The organism is Pseudomonas sp. MDT1-16, from assembly GCF_054898115.1.
Genome location: NZ_CM142717.1, coordinates 4,142,918 through 4,169,404, shown reverse-complemented (window position 1 = coordinate 4,169,404; position 26,487 = coordinate 4,142,918). Strand labels below are relative to the sequence as shown.

Sequence of the window (26,487 nt, the reverse complement as noted above, 5' to 3'; positions counted from 1 at the left end):
GCCGCCCTTGTTCAGGTAGTCGAGCAAGGATTTGCGGGTCTGTTGCCGATCCGGTTCGGGCAACTGTTGCAGATCGACAGGTTGGCTCAGGGACGCGATGTGGGCGCGGACATTGGAAAACAACTCATGCGCGGCGTTTGTCGGTCGGATTCAAGCGCTGCACTTCAGCAAAGATCTCGGTAATCGCTCGGCGAGGTTGGCGTTTATGCAGGGCGCGGACCTGTGCGCTCAGGCGCAGCAGTTCTTCACTCGGTTTGCCCCATTGTCCCTTCGGCAACGGCTCGGACCATTGGCGCATCGATTCGGGCATGGCCTGCGGGGCCATTTTCTGAAGGCGGCGGATTTCCCATTCCGTCAGGTAGTTGGGAATCGTCCACAACGTCATCACGTGGTACAGGTACCAGAAGAAGCCGGACACTCGACCACGCTGACCGTCGCGGATTTGCTGGTGCATACGGGCGCGGGCGTTGTGGAAGGTGTGCAGGCCTTCGTGAGGCGGGTCGTTCGGGCCTTGCAGGTCTAGCGGGTCCTGGATGGATTTGACGTCGTGGACCTCGTATTCCATGTAACCGCGGATGGCTTCCCAGTGGCTGATGGCCAGGGAAAGGCCGAAGCAGGGGAATTCGACGCTGGTGAGGGTCTCGCCGTGCTGGAAGCCGATGCCCATGCCGTATTGGCGGTGGATGCCGTATTGGGTGGCGCCTTGGGCTTCGATGACCCAGGCCGAAAGGGATTCCCAAGGGACGAAGAGCGGTTCGGTGGCGTGTTCGGGCATGAAGCAGACTTCGCGGCGTTGGCGGTTGAAGCGGGTGGGGATGATGGCGGCGCGTTTGTTGTGGGTGTGGCGCCAAGTGCAGAGGAGGATGATCAAGGCAGAGAAGCCGGATATCAGGGCTATTCCGTAGGCCTCATTGAAAACCCCTTCTATGGCATGAGAAACATCGTCCCAACCCATCCCGAACACAAAGAACATAAAGCCGACAAATAGAGGTATCAAAAATGCGATCAAGAGGGCACCACTGAAGGGCCCGCCCAGTATGAGCTGCCATGAAAACACCTGGGGTGATCCCAAGCCGAAGTCCATGTACACGTCATTCAGATTCCCGATATGAGGGCCATGCGGCGGTAGCGCTGTCGGCAATGGCAACGGCGCGAGATAAGTGATTTTCCCGCTGGGAAACGGCTCGACATCGCCGGCTTTGCGGGATTGCTCAAGGTGCGGGGAAGGCAGAGGCATATCAATCTTGGTGGGCATGGTCGGCCAGCTCCAGCAGATGGGTTTCAACCAGCAACAACGGTGGATGCTCGGTAACGGATTGACGGGGCAACGAAGGAAAATGGTCCTTGCCGCGCGGGTTGAGGTGAATAACGTCAGTCAGCGATTCCCACACCCCCTTGGCGCTCAAGGTCTGGATGCAGACGGCCAGCTCCAGTGTTTCGGAAGCCGGGGTAAATTCACTGTCAGGATCCACGGGATATTGCAGGCATAACACCAGCCGGTCGGGTCCTGTTTGTACGATGCGCAGGCTGTTTGCGACTTCCTCACTGATGATGTCCTTGCGCTCGCGCGGTACACCACGACTGTGGAGGGGAACGGAAAGACGGTGGGCGCCAATCCCCAGGCGATGAGCCGGTTGTCCACTCAACGGTGGCTGGAAATCACTGAGCTTGAGCCTTGGCAGCACCAAGTGAATGTCGCTGGGCTTGGCTTTTAGCAGGAAGTTTTTCAGCCACGAGTCATGCTCGTTCAGGCCGAGTTGCGTGTACGGAGCGTTCAGCAAATAGCCCAGATAGCGCTGATATTCATCCAGGGTATGATCGCCGCGATGATCGGTGTCCAAGCTCCACGGCGTGGTTTTCAGCCATTTATCATGGGCACTGATGTTGTAACGGTTGTACAGCCAAGTGCCACCCAGTTCCAGCACGGTGAATAAGGCGCCGGCCAGGTTGAAGCGGAAAAATACGGTTGAGAGACGGGTACCCGCAGCGGCCCAGGCGGCGGTCCTTGCGGCAGTGTTTTTTGCGATCAACACGTTAAACGCGGCACGACCTGTGTGACTCAATCCATAGGTATTGACGGTCGTCATGCCGGTCGCACCCGCTGTGGCAAGCGCGGCACTACTTTGAGCGGCCTGATTTCCGCTACGCGTCGCCTGTTGCCAATTCTGGTGGTGGTTGATGAGGCTGACCATTGAAGACGCAAAACCTAAAAGGTAGGTAAAGAAACCCAATCCAACATGCATTTTCCCCATTTGCACATGCACATTTTGCAAGGCGTGGCGTTGAAGACCCGTGACGAGAGCAGCGCTACGTGCCTTCAACGCGGTATCAGCCAGACTCTGCGCCGCAGTGAATCCCGCCGCCCCGGTAGCCATCACTGCATTAAAAACGGGCATCCAGACTCGCTTGTTCCTGGATTGGTTGGTCAGTTCCCTTATGACCGAAACCAAATTCACCCCCTGCACCAAAAACACCAACAACCCCATCCCCTCGCTCCGAATCAACTTCGCATTCGGCACCGAGCTAACCCCCAACCGAATGTCCTTCAACAAACTCCGCACCTCCAACTGCTGCGCCGGTGGAAACACCACCGTCACCCCCGCCCGAGCCGGCGTCGCGCCGTACAGGCGCGCCGACTGATCCGGCAGTTCCGCAATCGGGCTCAGCGCCCCGGCCAACCGGCCTTCGAGCTGCGTCAACTGCCCACGCACCCGCACGATCTCGCCCTGCAACTCCACCGCCCGTGGCGTCTTGTGCCCCTGGCGGTTTTTGTTGTGGGTGAGCTGGTTGCGTTCACGGGTCAGGGTTTTCAGGTAGTCGCGTTCCCTGAGCAGTTCCTTGAGGTTGGTTTGCAGCGCCGCATGTTCCGCCGGGCTGGCAACAGTAAAGGTCACGCCGGTGGTTTTCGCCGCATCGAGTATCCGCCCCGACAAGGCTTTGGGCAGGCACCGGAACAGTTCGTCGAGATCGGGGATTTTCTCTCCCGCCAGATCGAACCCTTCCAGCGCCCGGCTCAGCCCCATGTTCAGCGCGGGACTGAGGCTGTGCTGGGCCGCGTCAGCGACGGCGCGGGTGTGTTCGGGCAGGTCGTCGAGCACCGGCAAGTGCGGCTGTTCGATTTTCTGTAACTCACCCAGCCAGTGCGGCAGGTTGTTGAACACCCCCATGCCGGCGTTGAACAACGTGGCGTATTGCGCGGCCCGTTCCGGCTGGAGGCGCAGGGGCAAGGTGTAGAACAGTGGCCGGGTCAGTTCGGGGTGTTTCTCCAGATAACCGAGGAGGTTTTCGCTCGCGTGGTCGCTGCGGCAGATGTCCTTGAGGCAGGCGTATTCGGCGGTGAAGGCCTGGTGGAGTTGCTGTTGATCCTGCGCGTCGTAATACCAGGCCGAGCGATGGAAGCGGCCGGCACCCACCAGCATCGTGCGGTCAGCGGTGATGCGCTCGAGCAGGCGGTTCCAGCGCCCGAGGTCGTCGCGATGTTGAAACAACGCGTCGTCCATGGCCGGCCGGTCGATGAAATCGTTGACCCCGCGTTTGCCACTGAAACTGGAGCCTTCGAGCACCTCCACGATGCGTTTGTTTTGCTCTTGGCCGAGTTTTATCAAGGTATCGAGGTGACGTTCGACGAATTCGTCGGGGGCGACCTTGAAATGTTGGCGCGCGTAATAACGCCGGTCTGTCTCGTCACTGGCGCGGCTGTGGGCGGTGAAATCGGGTGTGGCGCCCTGGTACTTGGCGAATTTGAACGCTTCGGCATGCGCTTCTTTGCGCGCCCGCTCCAGTTCCGGAGGCGCGGAAGCGTCCAGCGGCTCGACCTTGCCGCCCTTGTTCAGGTAGTCGAGCAAGGCTTTGCGGGTGTGCTTGCGATCCGGTTCCGGCAACTGTTCCAGATCGCCAAAAAGCGCCTGGACTCGCGGATCGTCGCTGGCGTCAGCCAGATTGCCGATATCCATGGGACTGAGCTGGCTCAGGGATTCGATGTAACTGGCCAGCAAGTAATCGCGTTCGTTGTTATCGGCGTTGCTCCAGTCGTCGACCCAACCCACCACGGTGTCTTGATACTCGGCCAGATCACGCAGCACGCCGAGGTCGTCGTGTACCACGAGGAACAGCGTGTCGTCCTGATAAGCCGGGCGGACCCGCCCGAGTAACTCGCCGATGTGCGCCTCGCGAAAGCGCGACGGCTTTTGCCATAAATAAGGTTCACGTTCGTGCTCGGGGGCATCGCTGACGTGCAACGTCGGCAACAGAACGGCGTCCGGCGGCGACTCGGCATCCTGCTCTTCGCGGTCTTGTGCGACTTGTGCCTGCTGGGCCGGTACGGTCGCAATCTCCGCCAGCCACTGTTTGCCTTGCGCGACCGTCAACAGATGCTCGCCACCGGTTTGGCAATGCACCGGGCCGAGGTCGACGGCTTGCATGAAGTGTTCGCGTTCCTCGCGGCTGTCGAGCACTTGCGCGCATTTGGCCGCTGTCCATTGCACTTCGGCAAAGCTCACATGCAGGGTGCTGCGTCTTGAAAACACCAGCGCCGGATGCTCCTCGATGGGCGTGCGCTGATCGCTGTCGACCTTGGCGCCCTTGTGCAGCAAGGCGCTGACCAGTCCGTTGAGTACTTGGTATTCGTGCAAGTGGCCGGTCACGCTGTCGATGATGTACAACCAGCCATCGCGCAGCATGCGAATGCCCAGCGGGCGGGTCGTCAGGGCATAGGGCAGCTTCAGTTTGGCACTCGGGTCGAGGGGCTTTTCACCAGTCCATAGCGCAAGGGCAATAACTGCACATGGGTTTGGCGCAAGGGGCAGGCACCCAGAGAGCCGATGGGGGATTTGGATGCCGCAGCTGCGGCGAGGTTGGCGGGTGAAGTCATGGGCGCCCCCGTTGGCTGGCCCAGTGCTGGGCCAGGTCAGCGGCCAGCGCCATGCGCTCGCCGGGGGATTGCAGCGATGGTGTATGGAGCGTTGGGGTGATGCGCGTGGGCTGATTGAGTACCTGAATGTCGCAGGAAAAATCAGCGGTGCATCTGAAAATGACTCGGTTGGCGGCACTGTGCATCCACAAATCCCTGTGTCTTTTAAAGGACACGGGACTTTGCGTGGATCTACCAATTGACGCAGTCAGACGAATCGATATTTAGCGTAGGACGCATCCGTTAAGCCGAATGGTTGTCGAATATCGTTTCCCGCCAACATTTCCGGAATGTTAAACACCGCTCGACAGCACGTGTTGAAAACGGCTCAAGGTTACTTCCTGCAAGCTACAACACCTTGCGCCGTTGCCTACGGCTACGCCAGAATCCGCCGGCTTGTGCGTCTTGGGGCTGGTCGGTAACTTGATTCGTGTCACTGATCGTCAGTGGCCGGGTTTAGTCGCCCGCTGGTAATTGAAGATGCACGAGCATTCGTCAGACAGGTATTCGTACCTGAGTTTGATGGTGGCTGTGCGTAGGGCACCTTCGGGTGCGCCGGCTTCTTCAATTCCCCGGTCCGACTAACCTGCGTACAGCTGCCACCCCTTCGTTTAGTCGGCGAAGTATTGTCAGCATCATTCAAGGAATTGAAGATCATGTTCAAGGTCACACCAAATCCGCCAGACACCGACCCGGTCTCCCCCTACGAAAGCCCCGACTCAAACAAACTCAACGAAGCCGCCGAGCGCGCCCTCGACCATCACTTCCCGCCAGCCGACCCCAAACCACCAAAACGCAACGGCCAGCTCTTCAGCGTCTGCCCGGGTATCAACCCTGAAACCCTTCTCGCCAATGCCTCGGAAGATTTGCTGTCCATCAGTGCCATCGCCGCCAACCTCGCCGATGATGTGGACGGCTCGCGCCGCTCCGTAGCCTTGGCGCTCAGCCGCATGGCTGACGGGGTGCATTTGTTGGTGGAGAGAATGTTGGATCATCTGGATGAGCCGGAAATGGCAGCGATTTTCGCCAAGCAACAAAACCGCGTCATCTAATCCGCTACCCATAAAAAATGGGCACCCAACCAAGTTGGCGTGCCCTTTGTTAATGCGTCGGATTTAAGCCAGGCGTTGTGCTTTCTCGTCTTCGCCCAGGCACGCCGCCGCGGTGAACAGTACGTCGGTGGAGGAATTCAGCGCGGTTTCCGCCGAGTCCTGCAGCACACCGATGATGAACCCGACCGCCACCACTTGCATGGCGATTTCACTGGGGATGCCAAACAGGCTGCACGCCAGTGGAATCAGCAGTAACGAGCCGCCAGCGACACCCGAAGCACCACAGGCACAAATCGCTGCGACGACGCTCAGCAGGATGGCCGTCGGAATGTCGACGGCGATGCCCAGCGTATGCACGGCTGCCAGGGTCAGCACGGTAATGGTGATCGCCGCGCCGGCCATGTTGATGGTCGCGCCCAATGGGATCGACACCGAATAAGTGTCTTCGTGCAGGCCCAGGCGCTTGCTCAATGCCAGATTGACCGGAATGTTCGCCGCCGAACTGCGGGTGAAAAACGCGGTGATGCCACTTTCCCGCAGGCACATCAGCACCAGCGGATAAGGGTTGCGACGCAGTTTCCAGAACACGATCACCGGGTTCATCACCAGTGCAACGAACAGCATGCAGCCCAGCAGCACCGCCAGCAGATGCACGTAGCCGATCAAGGCGCCGAAACCGGATGTGGCGAGGGTCGAAGCGACCAGGCCGAAGATCCCCAATGGGGCGAAGCGGATCACCAAACGCACGATCAAGGTCACGCCATTGGACAGATCACCGAGCACTTCGCGCGTCGTGTCACCGGCATGGCGAATCGCAATGCCCATGCCGATCGCCCACGCCAGAATGCCGATGAAGTTGGCATTCATCAGCGCGCTGACCGGGTTGTCGACCACGCTCAGCAACAGACTTTGCAACACTTCACTGATACCGCCCGGCGCGGTGACCGCAATGTCGTGAGTCGCCAATACCAGGCTCGACGGGAACAACGTACTGGCGACAACGGCTACCACCGCCGCCGCAAAAGTCCCCAGCAGATACAGAAACAGAATCGGCCGGATGTGGGTTTCCTGGCCGTGCTTATGGTTGGCGATCGACGCCATGACCAGCACGAACACCAGAATCGGCGCGACAGCTTTAAGCGCCGATACGAAGACTTTGCCGATAAACGCAGTGGACTTCGCCACTTCCGGCGCAACCAGCGCCAAGGCAATCCCGGCGATCAGGCCGATGACTATCTGCGTAACCAGGCTCAAGCGTTTCAAGCGTTGCAATAACGAAGGGGATGAAACAGTCATAAAACGACATCTCTAATTTTATTAGGTGCGGGGTGTCGCGACATCGAGGCCACCAAACGGCTGATGAACAGGGTGTACGAATCGCAGGGCGCGGACTTTATCACAGCGTCGTCTTTATCCTTCAGACCTGTGACGATCTGCCGCCAGCCGGTTCAACGCGATATGCAGGTTCGTGCAACCCTGATTGGAAACACTCTGTTAAGATTCGCCATCCTCATTTTCAAGTCATGCCAGTGGGCCTTCCGGCTATCGCTGGTGTCGTCGTTTTCTGGAGTTGTGCATGTTGTTGCCCATCCTTCTGTTGTCTGCTGCCGGTTTCACGGTGCTGACCACGGAATTCATCATCGTCGGCCTGTTGCCGGCCATCGCTAGAGACCTTGAAGTCACTATCCCCCAGGCGGGTTTGCTGGTGACCTTGTTCGCCTTCACGGTCGCCGCATTCGGGCCGTTCCTGACGGCGTATTTCGCCCGGTTCGAGCGGCGCAAGTTGTTCATCTCGGTGCTGATCATGTTCGGCCTGGCCAACACCCTCGCAGCGTTTGCGCCGAACATCTGGGTGATGGCCATTGCCCGGTTGATTCCGGCGCTGGGCTTGCCGGTGTTCTGGGCGCTGGCCAGTGAGACGGCGGTGGGTATTGTCGGCCCGGACTACGCCGGCCGCGCCATCGCCAAGATCGGTTTCGGCATTGTCTGCGCCACGGTGTTCGGCATTCCTGTGGGCACACTGATCTCCGATGCATTCGGTTGGCGCAGTGCCTTTGGCATTCTGGCGGTGATCGCGTTTGCCAAGGCGTTGCTGCTATTTATCTACCTGCCGAAAACCAATCTGCATCAGCATCAAGTGAGTTTCCGCTCGCAGTTAAAGATCCTGCGCAGCCCGCTGATGGTGGGGCATGTGCTGCTGTCGATCCTGGTGTTCAGCGGCATGTTCACCGCGTACACCTACCTGGCGGACATTCTTGAGCGCTTGGCCGGTTTCAACGGCACAGTGGTCGGCTGGTGCCTGATGGGCTTCGGCGCGGTCGGGTTGATCGGCAACTCACTGGGCGGCCGCGCGGTGGATCGTCATCCGTTGATCGCCTCAATGATGTTCTGCGCGTTCATGATCGCGGGCATGGTGGCATTGGTGCCAAACATTCATTCGCCCCTCGGTCTGGCGGCGGCAATGGGCATTTGGGGCGTGACTCAGGCCGCGTTGTTCCTGGTCAGTCATGTGCGTTTGATGAAGGCGGCGCCCGAAGCGCCGGCCTTTGCTGCGTCGCTGAACATCGCCGGGGCCAACTTGGGAATCGGCTTGGGCGCGATGGTGGGCGGGCGAGTGATCGACAGCGTTGGCCTGGGTGGCCTAGGTTTCGCGGCCGCCGGTTTTATCCTTGTCTCGATCCTCTTGGCAATCGCGCTGATGACCTTCAAACCCCGCGAAGTCTGCGCCTGACACTTCAAAGCTCGGTGAACAGCTCGCGTCGGGCACCTTCGGTAATGGCAACAATGCCGGGGTGCTTGACCTTGCGTTCCACCGAAATGGCGTAGAACGATTCGGTGACCGCGTCGGTCTGGCCAATCAACTCCACGCCGTATTGGCGCTTCACTTCATCGGCAATCACGCTTGGGCCGATGAAAATCCCGCTGCCGGATTGACCGAAAGCCTGCATCAAGGCGCTGTCGTCGAACTCGCCGACGATGCGCGGCTGGATCTGCTGCTCGGCAAACCAGCGCTGCAAGCGACTGCGCACCACGGTCTCTGGCCCGGGAATCAATAGGGGTGCGCCGTGCAGGCTGCGGGGGAAGTCCTGACCGTAGCGCGCCGCCAATTCAGCGGTGGCAAAGAAGCTGATCCCGCATTCCCCGAGTTTCTGGCTGTAGCCCTTGATGTCCAGGTGCGACGGCATCGGGCTGTCGGAGATGACCAGATCCAGGCGCTGGATCGCCAGGTCGGCGAGCAGGCGTTCGAGTTTGTCTTCGCGACAGGTGATGCGCAGCGGCTCGCTCAATTCCATGGTCGGGGCAATCAGCCGATAGACGATGGATTTGGGTACCACGTCGGCCACACCCACCCGGAACAGAATCTGCTGCTCATTGGGCTGCGCTCGCAACATCAACTCCAGTTCACCTCCCAGCTGAAACATTTGCTCGGCGTAGGGCAGGGTCTGACGTCCGGCTTCCGTCAGCTCAAGCTGTCGGCCGACCCGGCGAAACAGCTCGATGCCATAGGTTTGTTCGAGCAGGGAAATCTGCCCGCTGATGGTCTGTGGCGTCAGGTTCAGCTGCTCGCAGGCGCGCACGATGCTGCCGGTTTTGGCCACTACCCAGAAGTAATGCAATTGCCGATAATTGAGCATGACGACCTACAGTTCGTAAAAAACGAAGTATAACCGCTAAAAATACGAATTTTCCTGAAGTGTTTGCCTCCATAGAATGCCCGGCTATCGACGGGTGGCCTTTTCGGCCCTGTCTGTTCTATCGAGGAAAGCATCATGAAGCTCAAAATGACGGCGCTGTTGATCACGTCTTTACTGGTATTGGCCGGTTGCGACCAAGCCGAGAAAAGCGCTCAGCAATTGATGGGCAAGGCTGCCGAAACCGCCAAGCAAGCGATCGATGACACCCACAAAGCCGCCGAGCAAGCAATCAGCGACGCCACCGGCGGCCTGATCAGCAAGAAAGAATCATCAAACGAAGATAAAGACAAAACCGAATCTTCGTCCCAGGAAATCTAAACCGTTTAAAACGAGTCAGGACTGACCCATGGAATACCTTTTAGAACTTGCTGCAAGCCCCACCGCCTGGGTCGCCCTGGCCACGTTGATCGTCATGGAAATCGTGCTCGGCATCGATAACCTGATCTTCATTTCGATCCTGACCAACAAGCTGCCCGAGCAGCATCGGCAGAAGGCGCGGCGCATCGGTATCGGCATGGCGCTGATCCTGCGACTGGCGCTGTTGAGCACCATCGCGTTCATCGTCCAGTTGACTGAGCCTGTGATCGACATTCTCGGCCATGCGTTCTCCTGGAAGGACATGATCCTGATCGCCGGTGGCCTGTTCCTGTTGTGGAAGGCGACCACCGAGATCCATCACAGCATGGACCCGGCACCGGATGATCCGAAGTCGGCTACTTCGGCCGTGACGCTTGGCTTCGCTGCTGCCATCGGTCAGATCCTGATGCTGGACATGGTGTTCTCCATCGACAGCATCATTACCGCTGTCGGCATGACCGAGCATTTGCCGATCATGGTCATCGCAGTGGTGGTGTCGGTGCTGGTGATGTTGCTGGCGGCTGATCCTCTGGCCAAGTTCATCAACGACAACCCGACGGTGGTGATGCTGGCGCTGGGCTTCCTGATCATGATCGGCATGACGCTGATTGCCGAAGGCTTCGGTGCCCATGTACCGAAAGGCTACGTTTATGCGGCCATGGCGTTCTCGGCGACGATCGAGGGTTTGAACATGATGTCGCGGCGGTCAAAGCAAAAGCGTGTAGCTACTGAAGCTTAACGGGCGATAAACGAAACGGCCGCCTGCGCTCGAAAGAGGCAGGCGGCCGTTTTTTTTGCTGTTAAAAAAAGTGCCAGTCAGTGCGCGCTGGCGTGGTGTGCAGTGGTTTCATCCGTTTTCACCACCGGCGCCGATTGAGCAGGGTGGTGATGGTGCCGGCGGGTAATGCGCAGGACTCCCCATAACATGGCGGCGGCAACGGTCAGCCAGCCAAAAATCAACATCACAATGGTCATTGTCAGGCTCATCAGTGCCTCCTCTTCGCCCTGCTGCGGGCACACACTCTTTGCAAATGACAGTCTAGTCGCTGCTGTGTTTCAGGCTATTGACCAAAGGTCGGCTGTCACCAATCAGTTCGCTCTATCGAATCCAATCATCTGCCGGTTAAGGCTATACCGCCGTCGCTCGGCGTCCTATGATCGACGGCCAAGCCGGGAGCGCGAATGCCTGGCGTCTAAATCAAGAGAGTGATGATGGTGCGGGTATTTTCTCGAATTCGATCTTTAGTGCTGGTCGTTGGCTGCGTTGCAGGTCTGGCTGGCTGCGCGGGGAGTGTGGCGCCTGAAATCAAGCGCCTGCCGGAGCGTGTCGAACTCAGTGGCACGTTCTACCGTGGCGTGGCGAATCAAAGCGGGCCCCAAGTGCTGGCCAGTATGTTGTCCCAGCAAGGCATTGTGATTACCCCAGGTTTGCTCGAAAAGCCGTTGCATTTGCCGGGTGCCGAAGCCCAGTTGCAGCAGAACATGCAGAACCTCGCTCGCGAGTACGGCATGGTCGTCTATCCCCTCGACAGCAATCTGCCAGCGCTGTTGACCCAGGTCGCGGCTGGGTATCCGGTGATGGTGCGCTTTACTGAAGGCTCGGCGTTCTGGGCTGAACCCCGTTACGCCATTCTTGCCGGGTACAACCGCCAAAAGCGCACTGTGCTGCTGCGCTCGGGCATGAATCGTCGGGAGTTGATGGGCTTCGGTTCGTTTGAATCGGCGCTCAAGGATGCCGGTGGCTGGGCCGTGCTGATCCAGAAGCCTAATCAGCTGCCGGCCAATGTCGATCCGCAGCGATGGCTCAAGGCTGCGAGCGATCTTGCCCAGGCAGGTCAGGAGCAAGCGGCAGCCAGGGCGAAGAAAGCGCTGAACGCGCAGTAAGTCCGTTCGTCATCTCTCGGGCACCCCTGCAATTTGCCGACTTCTAAGGTGTAGGGCCCGGATTTCTTCGGGCTGTGACCAGGAGGCGCCCATGGCACATTCCAATACCCCCGTCGGCCCGCACTCGTCCGAGCATTCGTCGGGCGATGAGTTGGGGTTCGATCCCGATTCACCGGACCTCGCCGACCCTCAGGTCGACCCCATCGGACCCGCCAAGGCCCCCCGGGATGTGAATCCGGGCAACGATCCCAAGGCGCCTGCGAAGCCTTACGATCCACTCGCCGATCTGAAAACCTGAGCCTTAGTGAGGTGCATATGTCTACCGATTCGAGTTTCAACGACAAACGTCCGGACAGTGTTCCAACCACCCCAGAAAACGATATGGACCCTGTGCTGGATCCGGACAGTCCTTTAAGGGATCCGCTGGCCAGACCTATGGTCGTGTCGACGGAGCACCCACAGGGCTGGAAAGACCCGAGTGCCGGGGACGGCATTCCGAATGACGATCAGATGCCGCTGCCCAATGATTAACGCTGAACGAAATAAAGCCCCGAATGATCGGGGCTTTCTTTTGGTGTCGCTTACTTACTTTGACGCTTCAACAACGCCGCTCTGACGATGCTTGAGGTTCTTGTCGGATTTGTACTGCAAGGCTACCGACGGCACGTTCGTGCCCTTGCCGGTTTCCACCCAGCTGCGAATACGGCTTGCATCGGCAAAGTGCGTGTACTTGCCAAAGGCGTCGAGGATGACCAGTGCAACAGGGCGATTGCCCATGCTGGTGACCAGCACCAGGCAGTGGCCGGCCTCGTTGGTGAAGCCGGTTTTCGTCAGCGTGATGTCCCAGTTCGGCTTTCTGACCAGATGGTCGGTATTACGGAATCCCAAGCTGTAGTTGGGTTTACGGAACGAGACGGTTTTTTCCTTGGTGGTACTTAGCTCTGTCAACAGTGGGTACTTGTGCGCGGCGATCAGCAGTTTGCTCAGATCGCGAGCCGTGGACACGTTGCGAGGTGAAAGACCTGTCGGTTCGACGAAGTGGGTACTGGTCATGCCCAGTGCCTTGGCTTTGGCATTCATCGCTGCAATAAATGCAACATAGCCACCCCGGTAGTGATGGGCGAGGCTGGCGGCAGCGCGGTTTTCCGAGGACATCAGGGCAATCAGCAGCATTTCCCGGCGCGGCAATTCGCTTTTGAGTTTGACTCGGGAAAATACGCCTTTCATTTCCGGCGTGTCGCTGATGTTGATGGAAAGGTATTCGTCCATGTTCTGATTGGCTTCGACCACGATCAGGCCAGTCATCAGTTTGCTGACGGAAGCGATCGGCACAACCACGTCAGGGTTGCTGGCATAGATGACTTTGTTGGTCTGCATATCCATCAGCAATGCGCTGCCGGAAGCGATCTTCAGTTGTGAGGTGTCGCGGGGCGCCGAGGTGGTTTCGGCGGCGTTGGCTATTGGCGTGATGAACGTCCCTGTAAATGCAAAAAATAGGCTCAGGATGGAAAGACGGATTTTCACGCTGGCAGACTCATTAGGTGTGGATTAGCCGTTCTGTAACGGGTTGCTTCTTCAAACCGACGCATTTTAGGAGTATGGCTGAAGAACTGTCGATGGTTGTTCGAAGAACAGGTGAAAGGCCTTGAAAACCTGCACTAAACGGGGAGTTTCCGGCGAGTGGTAGCGGTTTTTGGTCAGGCAAAAAGAACCCCGCCATTGGCGAGGTTCTTTTGTTTGCCGCGGCTGTAAAAACAGTGAATCAGCTGTGCAGGGTTTCGGCTGCATACAGCGTATTTTCAAGCAGGCAGGCACGAGTCATCGGACCAACGCCACCCGGGACTGGAGTGATCCAGCCGGCGCGGGGCAGGGCGGTTTCGTAGATCACGTCACCGACCAGTTTGCCGTCTTCCTGGCGGTTGATGCCGACGTCGATCACGATCGCGCCTTCCTTGATCCATTCCCCCTTGACCAGCCCCGGCTTGCCGGCGGCGACCACCACCAGGTCGGCACGGCCGACATGGCCCGCCAGATCCTTGGTGAAACGGTGGGTGACAGTCACGGTGCAGCCGGCCAGCAGCAATTCCATCGCCATCGGGCGGCCAACAATGTTGGAGGCCCCGACAACCACGGCGTCCATCCCGTAAAGATCGACACCGGTGCTTTCCAGCAACGTCATGATGCCTTTAGGGGTGCACGGACGCAGCAGCGGAATACGCTGGGCCAGGCGGCCGACGTTATAAGGGTGGAAACCGTCGACGTCTTTGTCTGGACGAATACGCTCCAGCAGTTTGGAGGCGTCCAGGTGTTCAGGTAATGGAAGCTGAAGGAGAACACCATCAATCGCCGGGTCGTCGTTCAAACGATCAATCAGATCGGTCAGCGCTTCTTGAGTGGTTTCGGAAGGCAGGTCATAGGCTTGGGAAATGAAGCCGACCTCTTCACAGTCTTTACGCTTGTGCGAGACATAAACCTGAGAGGCAGGATCGCTGCCGACCAGGATCACCGCGAGGCCGGGCGTGCGCAGGCCTTGCTGGCGACGCTCATTGACGCGTTTGGCGATCTGCTGGCGCAGGCTGGCGGCGATCGATTTGCCGTCGATTAGTTGTGCAGTCATTGCGCGTGATTAACCATCGAGAGGGGAAAAAAAGAGAACGCATTCTCGCATGTCATGAGGTGAGGGCAAAGGCGCTTGGTCTGCAAATTCCCCTAACCCCTTTAATTAAATGAATTTTTTATAAAAAAGAGTTGACGACCTTCAGGGTCACCTATAACATTCGTCGCACTTGTCGGGCACAGCCTAGCACTGGTTAAGAAGGTCGAGCAGGGTTGATGTTTAACTCGGTAAGACTGAAAGCACTTAGTTTGTAATCGTCCAAGAATACAGATTAACAAGGCGCCCGTAGCTCAGCTGGATAGAGCATCCGCCTTCTAAGCGGATGGTCGCAGGTTCGAGTCCTGCCGGGTGCGCCATTAGGCAGCTTTGGCACAAGTAACGCAACATGGCAATATGGTGGGCGTAGCTCAGTTGGTAGAGCACGGGATTGTGACTCCCGTTGTCGAGGGTTCGATCCCCTTCGTCCACCCCATATTTAGAAAGGCGCCAGATTAACAGTCTGGCGCCTTTGCTTTAAAAGCTTGATGCGGATGTGGTGGAATTGGTAGACACACTGGATTTAGGTTCCAGCGCCGCAAGGTGTGAGAGTTCGAGTCTCTCCGTCCGCACCATTACAAGTAGCTATTTATTAGCAGAAAACGGCGCAGCACCTGAAAAGGGCTGCGCCGTTTTTGTTTTAGAACTCTGAATTTTCAAAACGACCGCAGGTTCTGGGTTGAGAGGGCAGGTCGGGTCGTCGGATTTATGTTTCGCGATGATGCTGATTCGCCCATTGGTCCCCTCGTGGGGTCGACTGTCAGGGATGGATTGCCGATGGCTTCTATATATAGAAGGATTGGTGCAGAGCCCTGGCATGATTGGCTGTATTTGCTAACAGGGCGAGGCACAACCGTTTGTCCCCGCCTATAAATTGCCTGCTGCTTTTTTACCCGTTTTCAGTAGGGTGACTTCTTGAGTTTGACCCACTAGAATGCATGCCCTTGATTCTGGGGTCGGAAACGGCCGGCTAACGTCTGTGCAACGAGGAATATCCATGCAAGTTTCTGTTGAAAATACTTCTGCTCTTGAGCGCCGCATGAGCATCACCGTGCCGGCTGAGCGCATCGAGACTCAGGTCAACAAGCGTCTGCAGCAGACTGCCCAAAAGGCCAAGATTGCTGGCTTCCGTCCAGGCAAAGTGCCAATGAGTGAAATCAAGCGCCGTTTTGGTGCTGATGCACGTCAGGAAGCCGTGGGCGATGTGATCCAGTCTTCGTTCTACGAAGCTGTTGTCGAGCAAAAGCTGAACCCGGCTGGCGCTCCTTCGATCGAGCCTAAATCGATGGAAGCCGGCAAAGATCTGGAATACGTCGCAATCTTCGAAGTGTTCCCTGAGTTCACCGTTGCCGGTTTCGAAGGTATCACTGTCGAGCGTCAGAGCGCTGACGTGGCTGATGCCGATCTGGACAAAATGCTGGAAGTCCTGCGCAAGCAGAACACCCGTTTTGAAGTGGCTGATCGCGCCGCTCAAAATGAAGACCAGTTGAACATCGATTTCGTCGGCAAGGTCGACGGTGAAGTGTTCGCTGGCGGTTCCGCCAAAGGTACTCAGCTGGTTCTGGGTTCCGGCCGCATGATCCCTGGTTTTGAAGACGGTCTGGTTGGTGCTAAAGCCGGCGAAGAGCGCGTTCTGAACCTGACCTTCCCAGAGGACTATCAGAACCTCGACCTGGCCGGCAAAACCGCTGAATTCACCGTTACCGTGAACACTGTTTCCGAGCCAAAACTGCCAGAGCTGACCGAAGAATTCTTCGCTCAATTCGGTATCAAGGAAACGGGTTTGGAAGGCTTCCGCACCGAAGTTCGCAAGAACATGGAGCGGGAACTGCGTCAGGCGATCAAATCCAAGGTCAAGAATCAGGTAATGGACGGTCTGCTGGCCACCAACCCGATCGAAGTGCCTAAGGCTCTGCTGTCCAACGAAGTTGACCGTCTGCGCGTGCAGGCTGTTCAGCAGTTCGGCGGCAACATCAAGCCTGAGCAGCTGCCGGCCGAGCTGTTCGAAGAGCAAGCCAAGCGCCGCGTTGTGCTGGGTCTGATCGTGGCTGAAGTGGTCAAGCAATTCGACCTCAAGCCTGACGATGCCCGCGTTCGTGAAATGATTCAGGAAATGGCCTCGGCTTACCAAGAGCCTGAGCAGGTTGTGTCCTGGTACTACAAGAACGACCAGCAGCTGAACGAAGTTCGTTCGGTTGTGCTGGAAGAGCAAGTTGTGGATACTGTTCTGCAGAAAGCTAGCGTGACCGACAAAGCGGTCTCTTACGAAGAAGCAGTCAAGCCGGTAGAAGCTCCACAAGCCGACTGATCGTTTTTGCGGTAAGAAGTACACACCATAAGCCAGCCTTCGTGCTGGCTTATGCGTATTCAAGACATAACTATTTGGGAGTGACTGCGAGACATGTCCCGCAATTCTTATTATCAGCAGAGCTCTGACATCCAGGCCGCAGGCGGCCTGGTCCCGATGGTTATCGAGCAGTCCGCCCGTGGCGAACGAGCCTATGACATCTACTCGCGTCTGTTGAAGGAGCGAGTGATCTTCCTGGTAGGTCCGGTAGAAGACTACATGGCCAACCTGGTTGCGGCGCAACTGCTATTCCTTGAAGCGGAAAACCCGGACAAGGACATCCATCTTTACATCAACTCACCAGGCGGTTCGGTGACTGCAGGCATGTCGATCTACGACACCATGCAGTTCATCAAGCCAGACGTGTCCACCACCTGTATTGGTCAGGCCTGCAGCATGGGCGCCTTTCTGCTCGCTGGTGGTGCCGCCGGCAAGCGTTTCTGCCTGCCGAACTCGCGCATGATGATTCACCAGCCGTTGGGCGGCTTCCAGGGTCAGGCGTCGGATATCGACATCCATGCCAAGGAAATCCTCCACATCCGTTCGCGTCTGAACCAGCTGTTGGCTCATCACACCGGTCAAAGCCTCGAAACCATCGAGCGCGATACCGAGCGCGATAATTTCATGAGCGCAGAGCGTGCGGCTGAGTACGGCCTGATCGACTCCGTGATCGACAAGCGTAAAATGCCCGCCTAAGCAGCCCAAATGTAGGTGGTCGGGTTAACTGACCGCCTGCGGACTTGAAAAAGCCCGCAATAGCCTTCATCTTGTGTTGCAAGCCTATCGGATTTGGATCGATCGAATGACTGACACCCGCAACGGCGAGGACAACGGCAAACTGCTCTATTGCTCCTTCTGTGGCAAAAGCCAGCATGAAGTGCGCAAATTGATTGCCGGCCCCTCGGTCTTTATCTGCGACGAGTGCGTCGACCTGTGCAATGACATCATCCGTGAGGAGGTGCAGGAAGCCCAGGCCGAAAGCAGCGCGCATAAATTGCCTTCGCCTAAAGAAATCAGCGGCATCCTTGATCAGTATGTGATTGGTCAGGAACGTGCGAAAAAGGTTCTGGCCGTAGCGGTGTACAACCACTACAAACGCCTGAACCAGCGTGACAAAAAGAATGACGATGTCGAACTCGGCAAAAGCAATATCTTGCTGATCGGCCCGACAGGCTCGGGTAAAACCCTGCTTGCCGAAACACTGGCCCGTTTGCTGAACGTTCCGTTCACCATCGCCGACGCAACCACCCTCACCGAGGCGGGTTACGTGGGTGAAGATGTCGAGAACATCATTCAGAAGCTGTTGCAGAAGTGCGATTACGACGTAGAAAAAGCCCAGATGGGCATTGTCTACATCGATGAGATCGACAAGATCTCGCGCAAGTCTGACAACCCGTCGATCACCCGGGACGTTTCCGGTGAAGGCGTGCAGCAGGCCCTGCTCAAGTTGATCGAAGGCACGGTCGCTTCCGTTCCGCCTCAAGGTGGTCGCAAGCATCCGCAGCAGGAATTCCTTCAGGTCGACACCCGTAACATCCTGTTCATCTGCGGCGGCGCGTTCTCCGGTCTGGAAAAGGTTATTCAAAGCCGTTCCACCCGTGGCGGCATCGGTTTCAACGCAGAAGTGCGCAGCAAGGAAGAAGGCAAGAAAGTCGGTGAGTCCCTGCGTGAAGTCGAGCCTGACGATCTGGTCAAGTTCGGTCTGATCCCTGAGTTCGTCGGTCGTCTGCCGGTACTTGCCACGCTGGACGAGCTTGATGAGGCTGCGTTGATGCAGATTCTCACCGAGCCGAAGAATGCTCTGACCAAACAGTATGCCAAGCTGTTCGAGATGGAAGGTGTGGACCTGGAATTCCGGGCCGACGCTTTGAAATCGGTCGCCAAACGTGCCCTGGAACGCAAAACCGGTGCTCGTGGACTGCGTTCGATTCTCGAAGGTGTATTGCTCGACACTATGTATGAAATCCCTTCGCAGTCCGAGGTGAGTAAAGTAGTGATCGACGAAAGCGTTATAGAAGGCAAGTCCAAGCCACTGTATATCTACGAAAACAGTGAGCCGGCTGCCAAGGCAGCGCCAGACGCCTAAGCGTCACGCTGCTGAAATAAAGAAGGGGCCTTCGGGCCCCTTTGCTTTTTGCGCGTTTTAACACCTTCTTTAAGCTTGTTTTTTTTGAAGGTAGCCCCCATCTTGGTTTCAAGCTCACTTCCATCTGTTTACGGCCTTATGGCCGCCGTAGAGGCGAAATCATGAAGACAACCATCGAATTGCCTCTCCTGCCATTGCGTGATGTTGTGGTTTATCCGCACATGGTTATCCCGCTGTTCGTGGGGCGCGAGAAATCCATCGAAGCCCTCGAGGCTGCGATGACGGGCGACAAGCAGATCCTTCTGCTGGCTCAGAGAAACCCTGCTGACGACGATCCCGGTGAAGACGCACTTTATCGCGTAGGTACCATTGCTACCGTTCTGCAGCTGCTCAAGCTGCCTGACGGCACGGTCAAGGTTTTGGTCGAAGGCGAGCAGCGGGGCGCGGTTGAGCGTTTCAGCGAAGTGGACGGCCACTGCCGTGCCGAAGTCTCATTGATCGACGAAGTCGACGCGCCGGAGCGCGAGTCGGAAGTGTTCGTCCGCAGCCTGCTGGCTCAGTTCGAACAATATGTGCAGTTGGGCAAGAAAGTCCCGGCTGAGGTCCTGTCGTCGCTCAACAGCATCGACGAGCCAGGCCGCCTGGTCGACACCATGGCCGCGCACATGGCGCTGAAAATCGAGCAGAAGCAGGAAATTCTCGAAATTATCGATTTGTCGGCCCGGGTCGAGCACGTTCTCGCGTTGCTGGATGCCGAGATCGACCTGCTGCAAGTCGAAAAACGCATTCGCGGTCGCGTTAAGAAACAAATGGAACGCAGTCAGCGCGAGTATTACCTGAATGAGCAGATGAAGGCCATTCAGAAAGAGCTCGGTGACAGCGACGAAGGCCACAACGAAATCGAAGAGCTGAAAAAGCGCATCGATGCCGCCGGTCTGCCGAAAGATGCCTTGGCCAAAGCCCAGGGTGAACTGAACAAATTAAAACAAATGTCGCCAATGTCGGCGGAAGCGACCGTGGTCCGCTCGTATATTGACTGGCTGGTTCAGGTGCCGTGGAAGGCGCAGAGCAAAGTGCGTCTGGATCTTGCGCGCGCTGAAGACATTCTCGATGCCGACCACTATGGTCTGGAAGAAGTCAAAGAACGGATTCTCGAATACCTCGCCGTGCAAAAACGCGTGAAGAAAATTCGTGGACCGGTGTTGTGCCTGGTCGGTCCTCCAGGTGTGGGTAAAACTTCGCTGGCGGAGTCGATTGCTCACGCCACAAACCGCAAATTCGTGCGCATGGCCCTCGGCGGCGTACGCGATGAAGCGGAAATTCGTGGTCATCGCCGTACTTATATCGGTTCGATGCCGGGAAGATTGATTCAAAAGATGACAAAGGTGGGCGTGCGCAACCCATTGTTCCTGCTCGATGAAATCGACAAAATGGGCAGTGACATGCGTGGCGATCCGGCGTCGGCGTTGCTGGAGGTGCTTGACCCTGAGCAGAACCACAACTTCAACGATCACTATCTGGAAGTCGACTACGACCTATCCGATGTGATGTTCCTTTGCACCTCCAACTCCATGAACATTCCACCGGCGCTGCTGGACCGGATGGAAGTGATTCGTCTGCCGGGTTACACCGAAGACGAGAAGATCAACATCGCCGTCAAATACCTTTCGCCCAAGCAGATTACGGCCAACGGCTTGAAGAAAGGCGAGCTGGAATTCGACGCCGAAGCGATCCGCGACATCATCCGCTACTACACCCGCGAAGCCGGTGTGCGCGGGCTGGAGCGCCAGATTGCCAAGGTTTGCCGCAAGGCGGTCAAAGAGCATTCACTGGAAAAACGCTTCTCGGTGAAGGTCACTGCCGACATGCTGGAGCACTTCCTTGGCGTGCGTAAATTCCGCTACGGGCTGGCCGAATCGCAGGATCAGATCGGTCAGGTAACCGGGCTGGCGTGGACTCAGGTGGGCGGCGAATTGCTGACCATCGAAGCCGCGGTCGTTCCCGGCAAGGGTCAGTTGATCAAGACCGGTTCTTTGGGTGACGTGATGGTCGAATCCATCACCGCAGCCTTGACCGTTGTCCGCAGCCGGGCGAAGAGCCTGGGGATTCCCCTGGACTTCCACGAGAAGCGTGATACGCACATCCATATGCCGGAAGGGGCGACCCCGAAGGACGGCCCTAGCGCCGGTGTAGGCATGTGCACGGCTCTGGTGTCGGCATTGACCGGGATTCCTGTACGCGCGGACGTTGCCATGACTGGCGAAATTACGCTGCGTGGTCAGGTACTGGCGATTGGTGGTTTGAAAGAAAAACTGCTCGCTGCTCACCGTGGCGGAATCAAGACCGTGATCATTCCTGAAGAGAACGTACGCGATCTGAAGGAAATTCCTGACAATATTAAGCAAGATCTACAGATTAAACCGGTTAAATGGATTGACGAGGTCCTGCAAATTGCGCTGCAATACGCGCCGGAGCCCTTGCCCGATGTAGCTCCAGAGATAGTTGCAAAGGATGAAAAACGCGAGTCTGACTCTAAGGAAAGAATTAGCACGCATTAGTATGCATTTGTCTGGGGGGCTTCCTTGACAGCTTTTTAGAGCCCTTGTTATAAAGCGGCTCTTAAGTGTCTGTAGGCCATTCAGCACTCGTTTTTGCTTTCACCAAAAAACTTAGAATCATACTCAAATAGATATAAGGGGACTTAGAGTGAACAAGTCGGAACTGATTGATGCTATCGCTGCATCCGCTGATATCCCGAAAGCTGCTGCTGGCCGTGCGCTGGACGCTGTAATCGAATCCGTCACTGGCGCTCTCAAGGCTGGCGACTCTGTTGTTCTGGTGGGTTTCGGTACTTTCTCCGTCACTGATCGTCCGGCTCGCATTGGTCGTAACCCACAGACCGGTAAGACGCTGGAAATCGCAGCCGCCAAAAAACCAGGTTTCAAAGCCGGTAAAGCACTGAAAGAAGCTGTTAACTAAGTTCGATTCAGGTTTTTGCCTATCCGGGTCGGGGTCATGCCTGACCTGGCAGCGGAGCGGTAGTCCAGTCGGCGAGTCGCCGATCCGAGACGCCGAGGCTCGCAAGTTCGAGTCATCGGTCCGCTCCGCCAGTTACGAGAAGGCGCATCCTCGGGTGCGCCTTTCTTCTATCCGGATTCTACCCACGCTCCACGGTTGCCTAATTTTGAAGTTCAACCGTTTCTGGGGGACGCATGCTGCAGAATATCAGGGACAATTCACAAGGCTGGATTGCCAAGACCATTATCGGGATCATCGTTGTATTGATGGCTTTCACCGGTATCGAGGCCATATTTCAGGCGACGACCAACAGCCAGGACGCGGCGAAGGTCAACGGCGAAGAAATCAGCCAAAACGAACTGAGCCAGGCGGTCGACATGCAACGCCGTCAGCTCATGCAACAGCTGGGCAAGGATTTCGATGCTTCCTTGCTCGACGAAAAAATGCTGCGCGAATCGGCCCTCAAAGGCTTGATCGATCGCAAGCTGCTGCTGCAAGGCGCAGAAAACTCGAAGTTCGCTTTTTCCGAAGCTGCTTTGGACCAGGTGATCCTGCAAACGCCTGAATTCCAGGTTGACGGCAAGTTCAGCCCTGACCGTTTCGACCAGGTTATTCGCCAACTCGGCTACAGCCGCATGCAATTCCGCCAGATGCTGGCTCAGGAAATGCTGATCGGTCAGCTGCGCGCTGGTCTGGCGGGTAGTGGTTTCGTCACCGACGCACAGGTTCTTGCATTCGCCCGTCTGGAAAAGCAGACCCGCGATTTCGCTTCCCTGAACGTCAAGGTTGACCCAGCGGCTGTGAAGCTTGCTGACAATGAAGTCAAAGCCTACTACGACGAACACGCCACGGAATTCATGACGCCGGATCAGGTGGTCATCGATTACCTCGAGTTGAAAAAGGCTTCCTTCTTTGATCAGGTCAGCGTCAAGGACGAAGACCTGCAAGCGGCGTATCAGAAAGAAACTGCGAACCTGTCCGAACAACGCCGGGCCGCGCACATTCTGATCGAAGTGAATGACAACGTGACCGAAGCGCAAGCCAAGGCCAAGATCGACGAGATCCAGGCACGTCTGGCAAAAGGCGAGAAGTTCGAGGCTCTGGCCAAAGAGTTCTCCCAGGATCCTGGTTCGGCGAACAACGGCGGTGACCTCGGCTATGCAGGTCCTGGTGTCTACGATCCAGCCTTCGAAACAGCGCTGTATGCGTTGGCCAAGGATCAGGTCTCGGCGTCGGTTCGCACCGACTTCGGCTTTCACCTGATCAAGCTGTTGGGCGTGGAAGCACCTGAAGTGCCGACGTTAGCCAGTTTGAAAGACAAGCTGACCCGTGAGCTGAAAACCCAGCAGGTCGAACAGCGTTTCGTCGAGGCGACCAAGCAATTGGAAGACTCGTCGTTCGAAGCCTCCGATCTGGCTCAGCCGGCGCAGGACCTGAAGCTGACCGTTCACACATCCAAGCCGTTCGGCCGTGAAGGTGGCGAAGGTGTTGCGGCCAACCGTGCCGTGGTCACTGCTGCGTTTAGCCCTGAAGTGCTGGATGAGGGTGCCAACAGCACCGCCATCGAGCTCGACCCGGAAACCGTGATCGTGCTGCGCGCCAAGGAACACCTGAAACCTGCGCAATTGTCGCTCGAAAGCGTTGCTGCCAGCATTCGCGTGCAATTGGCCAAGGAGCGCGCCAGTGCTGCCGCCAAGACCAAGGCTGAAGAGCTGATTGTCAGCCTGCGCGATGGCAAGACACCGCTGGACAAGGCAATCGACGGCCAGAACTGGAAAGTTATCCAGGCAGCCACTCGTGGCCAGGAAGGGGTTGACCCAACCGTGTTGCAAGCGCTGTTCCGCATGCCGAAGCCGGCAGCCAAGGACAAGCCGACCTTCAGTAGCGTGACCCTGGCCGATGGTAGCCTGGTGATCGTTCGTCTGAACGCCGTGAACGAAGCCGCTGCACCGACTGAAGAGGAGAAGGCTCAATACCGTCGCTTCCTCGCCTCACGCATTGGCCAGCAAGACTTTGCGGCTTACCGCAAACTGCTGGAAAGCCAGGCTGAGATCAAGCGCTTCTGATACCTGACTGAGCTTGTCGCGACACAAAGACCCTAGCCGAAAGGCTGGGGTTTTTTATCGGCGAAACAAAAGCAGGACGGGTTACCCGTCGCCTGAGTATTTACCGTGCGACTTTTTCCTGTAAATGACAGTCAGTAGACGTGTAACTGTTTTAAGACACTAATCGATACTCCGCTAAGCATCGATCTGTTGCACAATACGCCCCGAACCGTTTTCCTCAGGATGTTCAATGTTTAAATCATTTCCCATACGTGTTGCTGGGCTGGCGTTGTTGCTGGCCGTTGCTGCCGGCTGCTCGTCGAAGAAAGCCCCAATCTATGAGCATGAGAATTTCGATGACTCCGGAACGTTTTCGCGCAGCTACCCGGTGACTGATGCGCAGACGTGCGAAGCCGCCCGTCGGGCGTTGCTCAGTCAGGGCTACATCATCACCAGCGCCGACCCGAAACTGGTCAGCGGACACAAAAGCTTCCAGCAGACCGGCGAGAGCCACTTGGAGATCAGCTTCAGTGTGGTCTGTGCCGATGATGGCAGTGAGGGGCTCCACGCGACCATGTTCGCCAACGCCCTGCAGGACCGTTATGCGCTGAAGAAGACCAACAACTCCGCCAGCGTTGGTGTGGGCGTGCTGGGTTCGGTGTCGATGCCGATTGGCTCGTCCGACGACTCGATGGTCAAGGTTGCCAGCGAAACCGTATCGTCGCCCAAGTTCTACGAGCGTTTCTTCACCCTGGTCGAGTTGTTCCTGCCGCCGGAAGCGAAAAAGGCCGCGCACATCAAGGAGAAGCCGAAACCTGATCTTGGCGTACCTGAAGCCAAGGCCGCACCGGCGGCACCGGCGGCAGAATCCGCGCCGGCACCTCCAGCAGCCTCTGAGCCGGTCGCACCGCCGCCCGAAGCCGCTCCGATTGCTCCGGCCGAGAACACCGAACCGGCACCGGCCACGGAAACTGTCACTCCGCCGCCGGAATCAAGCCTGCCTCCACCCACCGAGCCTATTTCGGCGATTCCAGCTTCAGGCCAGTAATCGGGTTCTGGCGCTACGGATCGGGTCACACGACATCGATTGCGCAGCGACTTTCAAGATTGATCCACGTCACCTCAGGCCGTAGTCCTACGGCCTGTATCGAAAAAATCCTGTGATAAATTCCTGACGGCCTGCTACGTTTTATTAAGTAGCCGCGGAGCGGCGTGCCTGCGTCATTTTTCGTTCACGTGGGCACTTTATGCTCGGGGTGCTGGTCATTTATTCAGGCGTTTTTTTCAACGAGTTGTGGGGGATTAAAAATGGACGATTATCAAGAAGAACTGCTCGAGTATCAGGCGTTTGAACTGGATCCACTGGAACCGGCCGAAGACGCTACCGAGCTGTAAGCGTCAAGCGGATTGGCGATGACTGCGGCGAAACTCGCCGGGTGTCTGGCCGCTCCAGCGTTTGAAGGCCCGTTGAAACGCTTCGGCTGAGGCAAAGCCCAGCAGGTAGGCGATTTCTCCGAACGCCAGTTCGGTATCGCGGATGTAGGTCATGGCCAGGTCGCGACGAGTGTCGTTGAGAATCGCGCGAAATTGCGTGCCTTCCTCGGCGAGTTTGCGGCGCAAGGTCCAGGTGGGCAGCTTCAGGCGTGCCGCCACTTCTTCCAGGTCGGGTTCCCGGCCACCATTGAGTAACGGCCCCAGCAACTGAGTGATACGTTCACGCAGGCTGCGGGTGCGTGTCAGTTGCTCCAGTTCCCGTTCACACAGTTGCAGCAGGTGTCGCCAAGTGCTTGGGCAATGTTCCGGGTTACGCTGTGCGAGGCTGGCAAGGCCCAAGCGCAGTTGATTGTGCTCGCCGCCAAACTGGATCGGGCAGTCACCCAGCACCTCATAAGCCGTGCGGTAATCCGGTTCATCAAACTCGATCTCGATGCGTTCGGCCCGCAACGGTACAGGGCTAATGCTGGACAATTGCTGCAACCAGCCAGCGATGATCGAATCCACCACGAAGCGGTTGTAGGCGTTGTAAGGGCTGATGGAATAGAACCGCAGCCAGGCGCCTTGAGCGTCTTCATGAAAGCTCGATTGACCGCGATAGTTGGAGCCATATAAGGCTTCGAAGCGAATCAGGCAGCGCGCGGCTTCTCGCACCGTTGGCGCCTGGGCGGCGGTGACCCCGGCCAGGCCGGCTTGGCTCAGGCGACTGAGCTGGCCCATGCGTAAACCCAGTGCCGGGTTGTCGGTCAGTTGAATGGCGCTGTGGCCCAGGCGCATGTAGCGCGGGATCGAGAGCCGGGCGCCTGCTTCGCTCAGGCGCGCCGAGTCGAGGCCGTATTGTTCGAGCAGCGTCTGAGGGTCTACACCGTGACTGCGCACGGCGTCGGCCAGGCTATGAACAAAGCCCACCGACAGATCGCCGAGCCGCATCGGCAACGGTTTCATTG

The 26,487-nt window shown here is 57.3% G+C and carries 23 protein-coding genes, 3 tRNA genes and 1 pseudogene; 17 read left to right on the top strand and 10 right to left on the bottom strand.

The annotated features are described in order from the left end of the window. Positions 1-124: 124 nt before the first annotated feature. Genes ACYZT3_RS19110 through ACYZT3_RS19095 form a run of 4 tightly spaced genes read right to left on the bottom strand, consistent with a single transcriptional unit; the run spans position 125 to position 5,055 of the window. Positions 125-1,255, bottom strand: coding sequence for a hypothetical protein (locus ACYZT3_RS19110; RefSeq protein ID WP_462030469.1), 1,131 nt, complete (start codon positions 1,253-1,255; stop codon positions 125-127). Next, positions 1,239-4,706: a toxin VasX gene (locus ACYZT3_RS19105; protein ID WP_462032398.1), complete on the bottom strand. Its 3,468-nt coding sequence runs from the start codon at positions 4,704-4,706 to the stop codon at positions 1,239-1,241. Before ACYZT3_RS19105 ends, ACYZT3_RS19110 begins: the two co-directional genes overlap by 17 nt. 14 nt (positions 4,707-4,720) lie before the next feature. Further along, on the bottom strand, positions 4,721-4,870 hold the full coding sequence (locus tag ACYZT3_RS19100; protein WP_462032442.1) for a hypothetical protein: 150 nt from the start codon (positions 4,868-4,870) through the stop codon (positions 4,721-4,723). Beyond that, positions 4,867-5,055 carry a hypothetical protein gene (locus ACYZT3_RS19095; RefSeq protein WP_282376454.1) on the bottom strand — a complete coding sequence of 63 codons (189 nt, stop codon included), beginning with the start codon at positions 5,053-5,055 and terminating at the stop codon, positions 4,867-4,869. Before ACYZT3_RS19095 ends, ACYZT3_RS19100 begins: the two co-directional genes overlap by 4 nt. A 510-nt stretch (positions 5,056-5,565) precedes the next feature. Between ACYZT3_RS19095 and ACYZT3_RS19090 the strand changes: the two genes are divergently transcribed. Next, entirely contained in the window at positions 5,566-5,961 is a 396-nt protein-coding gene (locus ACYZT3_RS19090) for a DUF6124 family protein (protein WP_282376455.1), read from the top strand. 63 nt (positions 5,962-6,024) lie between these two features. On the opposite strand, the gene sstT is transcribed toward ACYZT3_RS19090, so the two are convergent. Further along, positions 6,025-7,257, bottom strand: coding sequence for a serine/threonine transporter SstT (gene sstT / locus ACYZT3_RS19085; protein ID WP_282376456.1), 1,233 nt, complete (start codon positions 7,255-7,257; stop codon positions 6,025-6,027). A 280-nt stretch (positions 7,258-7,537) separates the two neighbouring features. Between sstT and ACYZT3_RS19080 the strand changes: the two genes are divergently transcribed. Continuing rightward, positions 7,538-8,692 (top strand): MFS transporter, encoded by a 1,155-nt coding sequence (locus tag ACYZT3_RS19080; protein WP_282376457.1) that lies wholly within the window; start codon positions 7,538-7,540, stop codon positions 8,690-8,692. Positions 8,693-8,696: 4 nt separating this feature from the next. On the opposite strand, the gene nhaR is transcribed toward ACYZT3_RS19080, so the two are convergent. Further along, a complete protein-coding gene (gene nhaR, locus ACYZT3_RS19075) occupies positions 8,697-9,596 on the bottom strand; it encodes a transcriptional activator NhaR (RefSeq protein ID WP_282376458.1) in 900 nt (299 codons plus the stop codon). Between the two features lie 135 nt (positions 9,597-9,731). On the opposite strand from nhaR, the gene ACYZT3_RS19070 reads away from it, so the two are divergent. Both ACYZT3_RS19070 and ACYZT3_RS19065 read left to right on the top strand, forming a co-directional pair. Beyond that, on the top strand, positions 9,732-9,974 hold the full coding sequence (locus tag ACYZT3_RS19070) for a hypothetical protein (protein WP_282376459.1): 243 nt from the start codon (positions 9,732-9,734) through the stop codon (positions 9,972-9,974). Positions 9,975-10,002: 28 nt separating this feature from the next. Further along, positions 10,003-10,752 carry a TerC family protein gene (locus tag ACYZT3_RS19065; protein ID WP_282376460.1) on the top strand — a complete coding sequence of 250 codons (750 nt, stop codon included), beginning with the start codon at positions 10,003-10,005 and terminating at the stop codon, positions 10,750-10,752. 77 nt (positions 10,753-10,829) lie between these two features. Here the strand turns inward: ACYZT3_RS19065 and ACYZT3_RS19060 are convergent, their stop codons facing one another. Continuing rightward, complete coding sequence (locus ACYZT3_RS19060; RefSeq protein ID WP_282376461.1) at positions 10,830-11,000, bottom strand: hypothetical protein; 171 nt, start codon at positions 10,998-11,000, stop codon at positions 10,830-10,832. Positions 11,001-11,167: 167 nt separating this feature from the next. Here ACYZT3_RS19060 and ACYZT3_RS19055 point away from each other — a divergent pair. From ACYZT3_RS19055 to ACYZT3_RS19045, 3 genes and pseudogenes are all read left to right on the top strand, one after another. Then, a pseudogene (locus tag ACYZT3_RS19055) lies at positions 11,168-11,897 on the top strand (peptidase C39 family protein). A 91-nt stretch (positions 11,898-11,988) separates the two neighbouring features. Then, the gene (locus ACYZT3_RS19050) at positions 11,989-12,195 is read left to right on the top strand and encodes a DUF6021 family protein (protein ID WP_282376463.1); all 207 of its coding nucleotides are present in this window, start codon (positions 11,989-11,991) and stop codon (positions 12,193-12,195) included. 17 nt (positions 12,196-12,212) lie between these two features. Beyond that, positions 12,213-12,428 carry a hypothetical protein gene (locus tag ACYZT3_RS19045; protein ID WP_282376464.1) on the top strand — a complete coding sequence of 72 codons (216 nt, stop codon included), beginning with the start codon at positions 12,213-12,215 and terminating at the stop codon, positions 12,426-12,428. A 54-nt stretch (positions 12,429-12,482) separates the two neighbouring features. Here ACYZT3_RS19045 and pbpG read toward each other — a convergent pair whose 3' ends face one another. Together pbpG and folD are read right to left on the bottom strand one after the other, a co-directional pair. Beyond that, a complete protein-coding gene (gene pbpG / locus ACYZT3_RS19040; RefSeq protein WP_282376465.1) occupies positions 12,483-13,421 on the bottom strand; it encodes a D-alanyl-D-alanine endopeptidase in 939 nt (312 codons plus the stop codon). Positions 13,422-13,659: 238 nt separating this feature from the next. Continuing rightward, complete coding sequence (gene folD / locus ACYZT3_RS19035) at positions 13,660-14,514, bottom strand: bifunctional methylenetetrahydrofolate dehydrogenase/methenyltetrahydrofolate cyclohydrolase FolD (RefSeq protein ID WP_282376466.1); 855 nt, start codon at positions 14,512-14,514, stop codon at positions 13,660-13,662. 279 nt (positions 14,515-14,793) lie between these two features. On the opposite strand from folD, the gene ACYZT3_RS19030 reads away from it, so the two are divergent. From ACYZT3_RS19030 to ACYZT3_RS18985, 10 genes are all read left to right on the top strand, one after another. After that, positions 14,794-14,870, top strand: a tRNA-Arg gene (locus ACYZT3_RS19030). A gap of 40 nt (positions 14,871-14,910) precedes the next feature. Then, a tRNA-His gene (locus ACYZT3_RS19025) sits at positions 14,911-14,986 on the top strand. 54 nt (positions 14,987-15,040) lie between these two features. Next, a tRNA-Leu gene (locus ACYZT3_RS19020) sits at positions 15,041-15,125 on the top strand. Positions 15,126-15,547: 422 nt separating this feature from the next. Beyond that, positions 15,548-16,858: a trigger factor gene (tig, locus tag ACYZT3_RS19015; protein WP_282376467.1), complete on the top strand. Its 1,311-nt coding sequence runs from the start codon at positions 15,548-15,550 to the stop codon at positions 16,856-16,858. A gap of 93 nt (positions 16,859-16,951) precedes the next feature. Then, positions 16,952-17,593: an ATP-dependent Clp endopeptidase proteolytic subunit ClpP gene (gene clpP, locus ACYZT3_RS19010; protein WP_105344076.1), complete on the top strand. Its 642-nt coding sequence runs from the start codon at positions 16,952-16,954 to the stop codon at positions 17,591-17,593. A gap of 106 nt (positions 17,594-17,699) precedes the next feature. Continuing rightward, complete coding sequence (gene clpX, locus ACYZT3_RS19005; protein ID WP_282376468.1) at positions 17,700-18,983, top strand: ATP-dependent Clp protease ATP-binding subunit ClpX; 1,284 nt, start codon at positions 17,700-17,702, stop codon at positions 18,981-18,983. 161 nt (positions 18,984-19,144) lie between these two features. Further along, positions 19,145-21,541 (top strand): endopeptidase La, encoded by a 2,397-nt coding sequence (gene lon / locus ACYZT3_RS19000; RefSeq protein ID WP_462030468.1) that lies wholly within the window; start codon positions 19,145-19,147, stop codon positions 21,539-21,541. Positions 21,542-21,689: 148 nt separating this feature from the next. Then, positions 21,690-21,962, top strand: coding sequence for an HU family DNA-binding protein (locus ACYZT3_RS18995; protein WP_002552737.1), 273 nt, complete (start codon positions 21,690-21,692; stop codon positions 21,960-21,962). 233 nt (positions 21,963-22,195) lie between these two features. Further along, positions 22,196-24,067, top strand: a complete 1,872-nt coding sequence (locus ACYZT3_RS18990; protein ID WP_282376471.1) for a SurA N-terminal domain-containing protein — start codon at positions 22,196-22,198, stop codon at positions 24,065-24,067. A gap of 229 nt (positions 24,068-24,296) precedes the next feature. Beyond that, positions 24,297-25,094, top strand: a complete 798-nt coding sequence (locus tag ACYZT3_RS18985) for a DUF2242 domain-containing protein (protein ID WP_282376472.1) — start codon at positions 24,297-24,299, stop codon at positions 25,092-25,094. 350 nt (positions 25,095-25,444) lie between these two features. Here ACYZT3_RS18985 and ACYZT3_RS18980 read toward each other — a convergent pair whose 3' ends face one another. Further along, positions 25,445-26,485, bottom strand: coding sequence for an AraC family transcriptional regulator (locus tag ACYZT3_RS18980; protein ID WP_282376474.1), 1,041 nt, complete (start codon positions 26,483-26,485; stop codon positions 25,445-25,447). Positions 26,486-26,487 lie beyond the last annotated feature (2 nt).

Coding starts and splice junctions, on each gene's coding strand:
- ACYZT3_RS19110 (WP_462030469.1), bottom strand. CDS start 1,255: ATGCCCACCAAGATTGATATGCCTCTGCCTTCCCCGCACCTTGAGCAA.
- ACYZT3_RS19100 (WP_462032442.1), bottom strand. CDS start 4,870: ATGACTTCACCCGCCAACCTCGCCGCAGCTGCGGCATCCAAATCCCCC.
- ACYZT3_RS19095 (WP_282376454.1), bottom strand. CDS start 5,055: ATGCACAGTGCCGCCAACCGAGTCATTTTCAGATGCACCGCTGATTTT.
- ACYZT3_RS19090 (WP_282376455.1), top strand. CDS start 5,566: ATGTTCAAGGTCACACCAAATCCGCCAGACACCGACCCGGTCTCCCCC.
- sstT (WP_282376456.1), bottom strand. CDS start 7,257: ATGACTGTTTCATCCCCTTCGTTATTGCAACGCTTGAAACGCTTGAGC.
- ACYZT3_RS19080 (WP_282376457.1), top strand. CDS start 7,538: ATGTTGTTGCCCATCCTTCTGTTGTCTGCTGCCGGTTTCACGGTGCTG.
- nhaR (WP_282376458.1), bottom strand. CDS start 9,596: ATGCTCAATTATCGGCAATTGCATTACTTCTGGGTAGTGGCCAAAACC.
- ACYZT3_RS19070 (WP_282376459.1), top strand. CDS start 9,732: ATGAAGCTCAAAATGACGGCGCTGTTGATCACGTCTTTACTGGTATTG.
- ACYZT3_RS19065 (WP_282376460.1), top strand. CDS start 10,003: ATGGAATACCTTTTAGAACTTGCTGCAAGCCCCACCGCCTGGGTCGCC.
- ACYZT3_RS19060 (WP_282376461.1), bottom strand. CDS start 11,000: ATGAGCCTGACAATGACCATTGTGATGTTGATTTTTGGCTGGCTGACC.
- ACYZT3_RS19050 (WP_282376463.1), top strand. CDS start 11,989: ATGGCACATTCCAATACCCCCGTCGGCCCGCACTCGTCCGAGCATTCG.
- ACYZT3_RS19045 (WP_282376464.1), top strand. CDS start 12,213: ATGTCTACCGATTCGAGTTTCAACGACAAACGTCCGGACAGTGTTCCA.
- folD (WP_282376466.1), bottom strand. CDS start 14,514: ATGACTGCACAACTAATCGACGGCAAATCGATCGCCGCCAGCCTGCGC.
- tig (WP_282376467.1), top strand. CDS start 15,548: ATGCAAGTTTCTGTTGAAAATACTTCTGCTCTTGAGCGCCGCATGAGC.
- clpP (WP_105344076.1), top strand. CDS start 16,952: ATGTCCCGCAATTCTTATTATCAGCAGAGCTCTGACATCCAGGCCGCA.
- clpX (WP_282376468.1), top strand. CDS start 17,700: ATGACTGACACCCGCAACGGCGAGGACAACGGCAAACTGCTCTATTGC.
- lon (WP_462030468.1), top strand. CDS start 19,145: ATGAAGACAACCATCGAATTGCCTCTCCTGCCATTGCGTGATGTTGTG.
- ACYZT3_RS18990 (WP_282376471.1), top strand. CDS start 22,196: ATGCTGCAGAATATCAGGGACAATTCACAAGGCTGGATTGCCAAGACC.
- ACYZT3_RS18985 (WP_282376472.1), top strand. CDS start 24,297: ATGTTTAAATCATTTCCCATACGTGTTGCTGGGCTGGCGTTGTTGCTG.
- ACYZT3_RS18980 (WP_282376474.1), bottom strand. CDS start 26,485: ATGAAACCGTTGCCGATGCGGCTCGGCGATCTGTCGGTGGGCTTTGTT.